At 27.2% G+C, this 12,981-nt stretch carries 11 protein-coding genes; all 11 read right to left on the bottom strand.

Translation table 11 applies throughout. From position 1 onward, the window contains the following. Positions 1-52 precede the first annotated feature (52 nt). The 11 genes from H8891_RS10820 to queG all read right to left on the bottom strand — a co-directional run bounded on the left by H8891_RS10820 (position 53) and on the right by queG (position 12,934). Entirely contained in the window at positions 53-853 is an 801-nt protein-coding gene (locus H8891_RS10820; protein ID WP_187006466.1) for a putative sporulation protein YtxC, read from the bottom strand. Between the two features lie 5 nt (positions 854-858). Further along, positions 859-1,623, bottom strand: a complete 765-nt coding sequence (locus tag H8891_RS10815) for a DUF6873 family GME fold protein (protein WP_187006465.1) — start codon at positions 1,621-1,623, stop codon at positions 859-861. Between the two features lie 104 nt (positions 1,624-1,727). Then, positions 1,728-2,663: an ABC transporter permease gene (locus H8891_RS10810; RefSeq protein ID WP_147547033.1), complete on the bottom strand. Its 936-nt coding sequence runs from the start codon at positions 2,661-2,663 to the stop codon at positions 1,728-1,730. Beyond that, positions 2,663-3,757, bottom strand: a complete 1,095-nt coding sequence (locus H8891_RS10805; RefSeq protein WP_187006464.1) for an ABC transporter permease — start codon at positions 3,755-3,757, stop codon at positions 2,663-2,665. Before H8891_RS10805 ends, H8891_RS10810 begins: the two co-directional genes overlap by 1 nt. Further along, positions 3,750-5,318 carry an ABC transporter ATP-binding protein gene (locus tag H8891_RS10800; protein WP_187006463.1) on the bottom strand — a complete coding sequence of 523 codons (1,569 nt, stop codon included), beginning with the start codon at positions 5,316-5,318 and terminating at the stop codon, positions 3,750-3,752. Before H8891_RS10800 ends, H8891_RS10805 begins: the two co-directional genes overlap by 8 nt. A 333-nt stretch (positions 5,319-5,651) precedes the next feature. Further along, on the bottom strand, positions 5,652-6,692 hold the full coding sequence (locus tag H8891_RS10795; RefSeq protein ID WP_147547027.1) for a BMP family lipoprotein: 1,041 nt from the start codon (positions 6,690-6,692) through the stop codon (positions 5,652-5,654). A 212-nt stretch (positions 6,693-6,904) separates the two neighbouring features. Next, positions 6,905-7,375 (bottom strand): tRNA (uridine(34)/cytosine(34)/5-carboxymethylaminomethyluridine(34)-2'-O)-methyltransferase TrmL, encoded by a 471-nt coding sequence (gene trmL / locus H8891_RS10790; protein ID WP_187006462.1) that lies wholly within the window; start codon positions 7,373-7,375, stop codon positions 6,905-6,907. A gap of 107 nt (positions 7,376-7,482) precedes the next feature. Then, positions 7,483-8,808 (bottom strand): VanW family protein, encoded by a 1,326-nt coding sequence (locus H8891_RS10785; RefSeq protein ID WP_187006461.1) that lies wholly within the window; start codon positions 8,806-8,808, stop codon positions 7,483-7,485. A gap of 44 nt (positions 8,809-8,852) precedes the next feature. Continuing rightward, positions 8,853-9,506, bottom strand: coding sequence for an endonuclease III (gene nth / locus H8891_RS10780; RefSeq protein WP_187006460.1), 654 nt, complete (start codon positions 9,504-9,506; stop codon positions 8,853-8,855). A gap of 219 nt (positions 9,507-9,725) precedes the next feature. Beyond that, a complete protein-coding gene (locus H8891_RS10775) occupies positions 9,726-11,942 on the bottom strand; it encodes a Lon protease family protein (RefSeq protein ID WP_207723616.1) in 2,217 nt (738 codons plus the stop codon). 98 nt (positions 11,943-12,040) lie between these two features. After that, positions 12,041-12,934, bottom strand: coding sequence for a tRNA epoxyqueuosine(34) reductase QueG (queG, locus tag H8891_RS10770; RefSeq protein WP_187006459.1), 894 nt, complete (start codon positions 12,932-12,934; stop codon positions 12,041-12,043). Positions 12,935-12,981 lie beyond the last annotated feature (47 nt).

Here is a 12,981-nt window from a genome sequence, read left to right as displayed (position 1 = left end):
AACAATATATATTTTATACTTTAATAAAATTTTTTCAATATATTTTTAATATTTAAGACTTATTTGTCTCTTCTACCTTTTCTTCAAATATTGCTTTTATCATATCAACTATTTCTCTGGATGAATTTGTTTTTAATGAGTCATATATAATTATACGATTCGGACACAAAGATAGTAATGTACTTATTAAAAAATCTTCATAATTTAAATTTTCTTTTATAAACATATTCATAAGTTCTTCATCATTTTCATTTTCTATTATGTTATCATTTTCATCATATAGTATAAATGAATTATCTTTTCTTATATAAACTTTAAGTGTATCTATTTTTGTATCTTGAACTTGTGTAAAATATTTCAAAACATTTATAAACTCATCATAATCTTTTTTCATAAGATATTCTTCTAATGCAATATCACCTATATTAGATACATAGTCTATTAATTCTCTCATTCTAAATCTAACAAATCCATCAATATCTATACGATTATTATTCGATATATAATTGTTTAATTTATTAAATATCGATTCTCTAATCAACACCTCTTTTTTATCAAATATTTCTAAGGATTTATCATATATACTAAATTCTTGTTCTTTATATATTTCACTATATGTCTTATGTATGTACTCTTTTAATATATTTTCTTTCATTACTTTCATTAAGAAACTTGTTATCTCTTTAACTACATCTAATCTTTTACTCTCATTTTCATCATCCATACTTATTTTAATTTCTATAAAATCTTTATTATATTTAATTTTATTTTTAAATATACTCGATTCTACAAATTCATTTGCAACTAATTCATATTTAGGTAATAAACTCAAATAAATCTCTTTATTATTCAAAGTCATCACTCCTTTCTAGTCATAAGAGGAATTATGGAACCTAAATCCAATAATCTTTCTTTACTTAAATTTACTATTTCCTTATTCTTTGATTTTAAAAATTTTTTAATATTTTCATAGTCGGGATGTTTTGTTATATCTCCAAAGAATGCAAGTTTGTCTTTGCTTATAAGGCCTGAGCAACCACCTATAAATCCATAATTCAATTCAAATAAATCTATATTTTTAGATTGTATTAAAAGACAATCTATTCCATATTTTAAAACAGTTTTATATATACCCACATCAGATGTTATTATTGAATTTTCGTCAACTATACATATAGAACACTTTGAATATCCTTGTTTTATATTTATCTTAGTTAATTTCTTCTTATTTATATAATCTAGAATTTTTTTATCTGTATGTTCAAAATTATGTATTGCATAATTTCCAAATATAGCTACGTTATACTGTATATTATGCGGATAATCTCTTTTTATATAACTGTCTCCTTTTAAAATATTAAATCCAAGTTTTTTTAAAATATTAAAGTAATATTCATAAACATTTGGTGCTACAACTATATTACCCTCTCCTAAATTACATATACTTATATCTGGATGATATTTTATAGCATTGTAACATTCCTTACATTCTGTCGTTTTTATTATTTGTATATTTCTTTTTTTTAATTCTAGTTCCATATCGCAAGTAATTCTTTTATCTACCAATGCTAGACATAAATCCTCATTAATTACAAAAGATTCGTGACTATATTTTTTATTCATATTTACCTTCCTTTATATTTATTTTATATAGTATTTTATTATATATACTTTGTTATACTATAACTATTTTTTCAATAAAAAAATGGTAGCTAATGCTACCATTTTTATCTTTCACCTTTTTTATATGGATTTCCAAGTGCCGCTGGCGCCTTAGAAGTTTTTATAAATAAAACTAATACTATTAATGTTATTATATACGGTATCATCGATAGTAAGTTTTCATTTATTTTAAACGGTAATTCTGGATTTCCAAAGAATACAGATAATGCTGTAGAGAATCCAAATAATAAACATGCACCCATAGCTCCTTGTGGTTTCCACTTACCAAATATAACAGCTGCCATAGCTATATATCCTTGTCCTGAAATTAATGTAGGCCTAAACGAAGAAACTATAGCTAAACTCATAGATGCTCCCCCGAATCCTGCAAGTATACCTGAAGCTATTACTGCTATATATCTAATACGAGCTACATTAACTCCAAGAGTATCCGCCGCACCTGGATGTTCTCCAACTGCTCTTATTCTAAGACCTAACTTAGTTTTATATAAAACATACCATACTATAGCAACAAATATAAATGCTAAAAATACTGTTGCATATGTATTAAATATAGTATTTAATATACTTCCATCTGCAAATAAACCATCTAAAGGTCTTGGCATTTTATCTTCCATACTTATTGTAGGAGTCATAGTAGCACCATCAAATAACATCTTAGATGTAAATAATGCTACCCCTGGAGCAAGTAAGTTTATCGCAACTCCTGATATAGTATGATCTGCATTAAAACTTATAGTTGCAACAGCATGTATTAATGCAAATAATCCACCTGCTAAACCACCTATTAAAAACGCTATCCACGGATTTCCTACTAAAACACCTGCAGCTGCTCCTGCAAATGCACCTATAGTCATCATACCTTCTAACCCTATATTAACTATACCTGAGTTTTCTGACAATACTCCACCTAACGCTGTAAATATAAGGGGTGTAGAGTACATTAAAGTTGTACTTAAAATTAAAGCTAAATCTTCCATTATTCAATTCCCCCTTGCTTTTTCTTATTCTTATATTTTATAAATAACATTCTTATAACACTACTTAAAGCTATAAAATAAACTATAGAACCTATAACTATATTTATTACTTCAGAAGGAGCTTGTATAGTTTGCATCTTTGTTCCACCATACTTAAGTGCTCCAAATAATATACCTGAGAATATAACTCCAATTGGATTACTATTCGCTATAAGAGCAACTGCTATACCATCAAATCCGTTACCTTCTGGTGCTGCAAGTACTGTTATATTATGAGTTACACCTAAAACTTGTACTGCACCCGCTAAAGCTGCAAGCCCTCCTGCTATAGCCATAGATTTAAATATAGATGATTTTATATTTATTCCTCCATATTCTGCTCCAAATTTATTGTATCCAACCCCTCTTAACTCATATCCTAAAGTTGTTTTAAATAATACAAACGCTATTATAAATACTAATATTATTGCGATTACTATCCCCCAGTTAGCTTTAGTTGCTGGACCAATAAGTCCCGTTAACCAATCTATGCTTATACTAGCACTTTCATTTATTAAATGAGATGCTTCACTATTACCTTCTCTTAACCAAGGTTTCATTATCATATAATTATTTAAATAAAATGCAATCCAGTTTAACATTATAGTCGATATAACTTCATTAACTCCAAACTTTGATTTCAAAAACCCTGCAAATCCACCCCAACAAGCTCCTGCCAAAGCTGCTGCTATTAAAGTAAGTGGTATATGTATTATTGCAGGTAAGTGAAGTCCATATCCTACTAAAGTTGCAGTTAATGCACCCACAATAAATTGACCCTCTGCTCCTATATTGAATAAACCTGTTTTAAATGCAAAAGCTACTGAAAGTCCTGTTAATATAAGTGGAGTTGCTTTTATAAAAGTCCATACTATATATTTAGGCTTACCAATTATACCATCAATCATTACAGAGTAAGCTTCTATAGGATTAAATCCTGATATTGCTAAAGCTATAGCTCCTACTATTAACCCAAGAAATATAGATATCAAAGAGAATACTATAGTATTATTAGCTAAAGATATCTTCCTTTTAGTCTTAGTATTATTACACATTCTCTGCACCTCCCGCCATCATAAATCCTAAAGTATTTTCATCAGCATCTTTTGCATCTACAATTCCAACTATTTTTCCTTCATATATTACTGCTATTCTATCTGATACATTCATAACTTCATCAAGTTCTAAAGAAACTAATAAAACTGCATTACCTTCATCTCTTTGATCAACCAATGCCTTGTGAACAAACTCTATAGCTCCAACATCCAAACCTCTTGTTGGTTGAGTTGCTATTAATAGTTGAGCTTTTCCTGTACTTTTTCTATCTACTCTTATATTGTCAACTTCCCTACCTATTATTACCTTTTGTTGGTTACCACCAGATAGCGCTCTAGCTTTTAAAGTATAATCTGTTGGTCTTACATCAAATTCTTCTATTATATTCTGTGCATGTTTTTCTATTTCTTTGTTATTTAATACGCCTTTATTAGAAAATCTTTTTTCTTTGTATCTTTGAATTACTGCATTTTCTGCAACTGTAAAATCAAGTATAAGACCCCTTTTATGTCTATCTTCAGGTATATTTTTTATTCCTTTTTTAAAGATATCAATTGGTTTATTGTTGAATACTTCTTCACCATTTATTTTGATACTACCTGAGTCAGCTTTTCTTAATCCAGTTAATATTTCCACCAATTCTGATTGACCATTACCATCAACCCCAGCTATTCCTAGTATTTCTCCAGCTCTTACTTCTAGTGATAAATCATCTAATACTTGTACTTTTCTGCTATCTTTAGCTTTTAAACCTTCAACTTTAAGTACTACATCCCCAACTTTAGCCTCTTGCTTATCAACTTTAAAGCTAACTTCTCTACCTACCATCATTGCAGCTAGCTCATCTTCTGAAGTTTCAGCAACTTTTACTGTTCCTATATATTTACCTCTTCTTATAATCGTACAATAATCTGCTGCTGCTTTTATTTCTTTTAATTTATGAGTTATTATTATAACTGACTTACCTTCTTTAGTTAAATTCCTTATTATTTGCATAAGTTCATTTATTTCTTGAGGCGTAAGTACTGCAGTAGGTTCATCTAATATTAATATATCTGCCCCTCTGTACAATGCTTTTAATATTTCTACTCTTTGTTGCATACCTACAGTTATATCTTCTACCTTTGCATTTGGATCAACATGTAATCCATACTTTTTAGATATGTCAATTACATCTTCTATAGCCTTTTTCATATCTATTACTCCAGTTCCCTTTGTAGGCTCTGTTCCTAGTATTATGTTTTGAGCAACTGTAAAAGGTTGTACTAACATGAAATGTTGATGAACCATACCAATTCCATGAGATATTGCAACATTTGGATTTGCCATCTCTACCTTCTCACCATTTATATATATCTCACCTGAAGTTTGATGATACAAACCATATAATATATTCATCAGTGTTGACTTCCCTGCTCCATTCTCTCCTAAAAGAGCATGTACTTCTCCCTTATGCACAGTCAAATTTATATTATCGTTAGCTATAAAGTTTCCAAATTTTTTAGTTATATTTTTCATCTCTACAACTTTTCGACTGTAATCTACATTACTATTAACCATAGTTAACTATATCCCTCCTCTTTAAATAATTGCCAATTTCATTATACTAAAAAATAACATTAATAACAATTTAAATTTAATAATTAGTATGTAATATTTTAATTATATCACATACTTTTTGTTGTTTTTTGTTATAATTTGTAATTTTAAAATATAATTTCAATATATTTATTACATATTATGACAATTATTCCTCTGTTTTAGGTTTAATAATGATATATTTTATAATTATAAATGATATTTAAATTTCATTTTACTTTTCATTTTATTTTTAATCTGCATATAATATTTTTGGTATAAAAAAAGACTAGCATATGCTAGCCTTTTTCATTATTATTTTTGTGTTTTTTCTAATTCAGCTTTTGTAGCTGGAACTTTTATTTCTCCACTCTTTATTTTATCACCTTGTTGATTAACAAACTCTAATATATCTGGAGCAACATCTTCTTTTGTAGTTTCTGCTACCCCAACACCATTTTCATTTAATCCATAAGTAACTACTGATCCACCTTCAAATTTTCCATCAACTAAATTTTTAACAGTGTTATAAACCCCAACATCAACTCTCTTTACAGCAGAAGTTATTACAGTTTCTGGTGCAATACTATTTTGATCTCTATCAACCCCTATAGCTTTTTTACCAGCTTCTTTAGCAGCTTCTATAACACCATTTCCAGTATCTCCTGCAGCATGGAATACTATATCTACACCATTAGATATCATTTGATTTGTTATAGATTTTCCTTTTGCTGGATCTGCGAAATTGTTTGCATATTGAGCAACTACCTGTGCATCTGGTTTAACAGCTTTAACTCCTGCTTCATATCCAACCTCAAAAGATTCTATTAATGGACTTTCCATTCCCCCAACAAATCCTACTTTATTACTCTCTGTTAATTTACCTGCAACTAATCCTACTAAGTATGAAGCTTCTTGAGCATTAAACATTATACTCTCTACATTCTTAGGAGGTTTTCCTCCAAAATCTGCATCTATTAAAGCAAATTTTTCTTCTGGATAAGCTTTAGCTGCATCTCCTATTGCTTTTTCTAATTTAAATCCAACCCCTATTACTAAATCAGCACCATTATCTATTGCTGTTTCAACATTAGTAGCATAATCAGATTCTTGTTTAGATTCTATATAGTTAGCTTCTATTCCTAAATCTTTCTTAGCCTTTTCTAATCCTTCCCATGCACTTTGGTTAAAAGATTGGTCATTAACTCCCCCAACATCAGTTATCATAGTTACCTTTATCTTTTTATTCCCATTTTCTTTGTCTCCTGATGAACCTTTAGAAGCTCCACAACCAACTAACATAGACCCCGATAATACTGTAACAAGACCTAAAGTTAACAACTTTTTAAACTTCATATATTACCTCCTGTATATAACGATTATGATTTCTTACCTAAATTTTACACTATATAAAAAGTTTTTTCTACATTTATTTCAAATTTTATTCAATTTTTCACTATATATTACATACAATTCCAAAAAATAAGAAGGTAAGAAATCTTTTTCTTAATCATAATTAGATTTCTTACCTTCTTTATTGTATACAATATATTTATTTATTACACACTTTATCTTAAATTAGGATACCCTATTTGTCTTAATGCTTCAAATAATACTATAGCTACACTATTTGATAAATTAAGCGATCTTGCTTTTTCTATATCTACCATAGGTATTCTTATTGCAGTTTCTAAGTTTTCCATTATTAAACTTTCCGGTAGTCCTTTTGTTTCCTTACCAAATACTAAAAATGAATTATCTTCATATTTTACATCAGAGTGTGTTTGTTTAGCTTTTGTTGTTGAATAAAAAAACTTAGCATCTGGATTTTGTTCTCTTACTTCATCAAAGCTATCATAATATTTTATTTCTACTAAATCCCAATAATCTAAACCAGCTCTTTTTAAATATTTATCATCCATACAAAACCCTAATGGTCTTACTAAGTGAAGTGTTGTTCCTGTAGCTGCACAACTTCTTATTATATTTCCTGTATTTTGTGGTATTTCAGGTTCTACTAATACTATATTTAAAGACATAAAAAATCCTCCTTAATGATTTATAAAAATAATTATATCAAAAAGTTCGTATTTCTAAAAACTTCTTTACGTTAAAATAATATAAATCTCCAGTAAATTATGGAGATTTATATTATTTTAATGTTTGTTCTATTTAAATTTTCATGTTTTTTCTTTGTGCCCTTTACAATAACTTTATTTTTAGGTGGATAATAACATTCATTTATAAGTTCTTCTTTCGTTACACTTCCATCTTCATTTTTATAAACTCTATATGTGTTAACTTTATATCCTCTTCTACCTTTTTCTCCAACTTTAGTTTTTCCTTCATATAATTTATCACTTTTTTTAATTATTATTTCTTGAGGTATTGTTTCAACTATATTTGTTTTTATATCTATATATTTTTTGTCTTCATGATTGCCATAAATTGTAGATATTATCTTATTATTTTCAACTTTACTTTGTATTAGTATAGGAGAATCAAATTTATTTTCAAATATCAAATCTATATTTCCATATGATACCGTTGCATCTCTTCCTTTTTGTATATAACTACTTGGAATACTATGATTTTTAGCTTGTATTATTTCTAATCCCGAATAAAGTGCAGCATTATATACAGTACTAGAAACTTGGCATATACCTCCACCCATTCCTAGTTCTAATTTTCCATTTAATATAATTGGAGCTTCTTTGAAGCCTTGTTCTATATCTCTTTTTCCTGTAGTTTCATTAAAGGAAAACTTTTCATTAGAATCTATCAATGTATTGTTAATTTTATTTGTAGCAATTGTAATATTATTAACTCTGTTTTTATTCTTAGAATTAAATTCTGTTTCATACGTTCCTAAAATAGTGTTTATCTTAGATAATTTTTCAAAAGTATATTTAGGAGTAATTATAGATGTAGGTATATAACATTCAGAGTAATCTTTATCTATTATTTGCTTATCAAGTAAAGTAAACAATTCTTTTTTATTTAATTTAACACCATTTTTTTCATCACTAACTTTAAATTTATTTCCACTTAATTTAATCTCAGAATTTATAGGACTTACATACATATCTTTAGCTAAATTAGATATGTATGTTTCTAGCTTATTTTTTTCATATCCTACATCTAATTTAAGATTTACTTTTTCACCGAAATATAAATTCATTTTTGTTTTAACATCAGATAAAAGCCCTTTATTTCTACCTACTCCATGAGCTTTTTTTACAGCTTCTTCAACTTTGTAGTAAAATCCTACATCTTCTAATTTAAGATTATAATTTTTATCCTTATAAAGTAAATTAATATTATTATCTTTACAGACAAATTTATTTATTTTATCTATAGCTTCACTTTTTGTTAATCCCGAGACATCAATATTTTCAATATATACATTTTTACATATCTTACTATCTTTGTTAATTGCATAAGATTTTTCAATTAATCCAAAATAACACAATATAGATATTATTAATAGAAAATAAATTTTATGTCTCTTCAATATTAGTCATTCCCTTCTTGATAGTAGTCACAATATTCAACTATTGGACATATATTACATTCTGGTTTTCTCGCTTTACATATTCTTCTTCCATGAAATATTATTAGATGGTGAGCTTTAGACCATCTTTTTTTAGGCAATACTTTCATAAGTTCAAATTCTGTTTTTTCTGGAGTATCAGTTTTTACTAATCCTATTCTGTTTGATACTCTAAAAACATGAGTATCCACTGCAATGGCATCAACTCCAAAAGCATTACTTAATACTACATTAGCAGTTTTTCTTCCTACACCAGGAAGTTTTACTAACTCTTCCATTTTATCTGGAACTTCTCCACCATAATTAGAACAAAGTATTACTGATGTTTCTTTTATTTTTTGGGCTTTACTTTTAAATAAGCCACAACTTTTAATTTCCTCACTAATTTCGGCTGTACTTAATTTAGCAAAATCTTCTGGTTTATTATACTTTTTAAATAATTCTGCTGTAACTTTATTTACCCTTACATCAGTACATTGTGCAGATAGTATAGTAGCAATAAGCAATTCAAATGCACTTGTGTAATTTAATTCACATTCAGCATCTGGATATGTTTGTTCTAATATATCTAATATTTTTTTTATATTCTCTCTGTTTTTCTTTTTTGCTTTAGCCATGTTACAAAATCCCCCTTATATTGTGATTTATATATAATAATATATAACAATTTTGATTATTATTTAAACATATGGAATTGATTTTGATATATCTTAATTATATTATTTATCAAAATTTATCATAATATATATATAATTTAATTTATTGGTTAGTAATATTTTGTTACTTTTAAAAAAAAATGGATTGTGTATTAAAACAATACACAATCCATTTCGAAATTATTTTTTATCTAATTCACTATATTTTTTTAATTTATATATAGCAGCTTGCTTTACTTCATCAAATGTTTTATCAGTTAAAATTTCAATTGCTTCTTCTATTCTATCTATAGGATAAATATGGAATTTACCTTGTAATATAGCATCATTTACCTCATCTAAAAGGACTAGATTTCTTAAATTATTTCTTGGGAGTATAACTCCTTGTTTTCCCGTTAGACCTTTTTTCTTACATGTATAGTAAAATCCTTCTACTTTCTCAGTTACTCCACCTACTACTTGTATATCACCTTTTTGATTTATAGAACCAGTTACTCCTATATTTTGTTTTATAGGTATTTCACTTAGAGATGATAATAAAGCATATAACTCTGCTCCAGATGCACTATCTCCATCTACCCCTCCATAATTTTGTTCAAAACAAATATTGGCATTTAAAGATAACGGAAACTCTTGAGATAAATTTTCTAGTAAAAATCCATTTAATATAAGAACTCCTTTACTGTGTATAGGTCCACTCATTTCAACTTCTCTTTCAATATTAACTATACCATTACTTCCCGGAGCTGTTGTTACAGTTATTCTCGATGGTCTTCCAAAAGAATATTCTCCCATATTAAGTACTGATAATCCATTTATTACTCCAACTTTAGAACCTTCAGTTGATATAAGAGTAAAACCTTTTTCAAGAGATTCATCCATCTTCTTTTCTATTTTACTAAATCTTTCTCTTCTTTCTCTTATAGCTTTTAGTATATCTTCTTTATCTACAAACTCAGCACCTCTTATTTTTGCATATGCATCTCCTTCAACTAAGATTTCTACTATTTTATTAAATTTAGTTGATAATTTTTCTCTATCTCCAGTTATTCTAGTACTATATTTTATAATTTGCTCTACTCCACTATAAGTTAAGTGCTTTAAGTTATTTTTATTACAATACGATGCTATAAATCTTGATACCCTCATTTCATTGTTTTCATCTTTTTTCATCTCATTATCAAAATCTACAAATATCTTAAAATACTTATTAAACTCAGAATCATAATTATACATTAAATTGTACATATAATTACTACCTATTAAAACTACTTTTACGTTTACAGGTATTTTCTCAGGCTTTATTGCTGTTTGTGTATCTAATGTTACTTCACCTTGTTGAATTGTCTTTTTCAATATATCCCAAGATAAATTATATCTTAATAATTGGTCTACATATAAAACTAAATATCCTCCATTTGCTTTGTGTACTGCTCCAGGTAATAACTTTGTAAAATCTGTTTTCACAGTTCCATTATAATATTCATATTCCGCTTTACCAAATAAATTGCTAGGACTTGGGTTTATTTCAACTACTACTGGTGCTCCAGATTTATCTAATCCATTATCAACTAATAAGTTAACTTTGTATCTAGTAAAATGCTCTTTGTCGTATTTATCTTTTAATTCTTCTTCATCCATATAAAATAAATAAACATACTCTAATATATCATCTCTAGTGTCCTCTAAATATTTTTTTATTTTATCGAAACTTCCATATTTATCTATTAAATTTTCTATATGTGGATTTACTATATATTTACCTATCTCATTTTCTAAATCTAGTAAAGCTTCCTTTGCATCTTCTTCTATGTCTCTAATTTTATAAGCAACTTGTATAGCAGCATTTTCTAGTTCTTTTTTTACCTTGTAAAATTCTTCAGAAGACGTATCTACAGATTCATCTTCTGGGGTAAATATCATTCCAACTTTACTACTTTTTAATTTAAATCCTTTTTCTTCTCCATATTTTTTTATTTTCTGAAGTAGTGCTTCTTTTTCAATTTCATAATCATCTAATAATTCATTTTTACTCATTTCAAATTCTTCACTTTCAAATGCATCTTTAAGTTCATCAAGTAAGGTTTCTATAAGTTTTTCCATATCTTTTTTAAATAATTTCCCTATACCTTTATCCAAAGCCACCGCTATAGGCTCTCTACTATTTTCAAAATTATATACATAGCACCAATCTTTATGATCATTTTTTTCTTGTGCATAAGTATTTAAAGCATTAAGTACATAAGTAGTTTTTCCAGTTCCACTGTCTCCAGCCACAAATATGTTATATGCAGGATTATCTATTTTAAGTCCAAGTTCCATAGCTTTTATAGCACTTTCTTGCCCTATTATTTCCCCTAAACCCTCTAATTCAGAGGTATTAGAATATTTAATCATATTCATCCCCCTTTCAATTCCTTTTTATATAATATGTTTTATATTTATTAAATGTTAAGTAAAAAATAAAAAACTTCTAACTATAAAAGTTAAAAGTTTTACTTTTCTAAAATCTCCATATTTCTTTGTATTATTTTTTTACCTCTCCAACTAAAAGCTTTTTCTTTATACCTTCTTTTAAATTCTTTATTAGATATACTATTAATTTCATCTTTATCCAAATTAAACATCAAATCTTCATAAAACTCTTTTATATTAGTCGTCGATATATTTTTATTATGAGGGCACACATCTTGACATACATCGCATCCAAATACTTTTTTATTTTCTTTTAAAACATTTATCTCATCTTCACTTAACTCTTCTTTTTTTTGTGTTATATAAGATAAACATAGTTTTGGATTCATTTCAAAATTTCCTAAAATTGCTTTACCTGGACAATTATTTATACACTTTTTACATTGCAAGCAAGTTCTTTTTTCTACATTATCATTTTCAAACTTATAGTTATTTATTATATAACCTATAAATACATACGACCCAAATTCATCCGTTATTATATTATTATTTATTCCATAATAACCTACTCCAGATATACTAGCTAGATACCTGTCTACAAGAGGACCATTATCTGCAAATATCATATATTCAAAATTTCCCTGTTTACTTTTTATATATTGTGCAATTTGTTCTAACTTTTCCTTTACTACTATATGATAATCTTTTCCATAACAATACTTAGAAATATTAGAATCGTCTACATCTTTTACATAATAAGGAAAAGCACAAACAATTATAGACTCAGCATTTTTCATAGTTTTTCTAGGGTCAATTCTCTTTTCTATACATGACTCTTCCATTCCTGTAAAGTACCCTTTATTTAATTTATCTTTTATTATTTCTTCTAAATCATAGTATGGTCCTATTCCTGCAATTCCGACACATTTAATACCTATACTATAACAAAACTCTTTTAAATCTTTACTATTCATAAGTTTTCCTTTCATTAATGTATATTTACATTTATAATAACTAAAGT

This window comes from Paeniclostridium hominis (assembly GCF_014306135.1).
GTDB classification, from domain to species: Bacteria; Bacillota; Clostridia; order Peptostreptococcales; family Peptostreptococcaceae; genus Paraclostridium; species Paraclostridium hominis.
The sequence above is the reverse complement of the archived record's forward strand: the minus strand, read 5'-3'. Positions and strand labels throughout refer to the sequence as shown.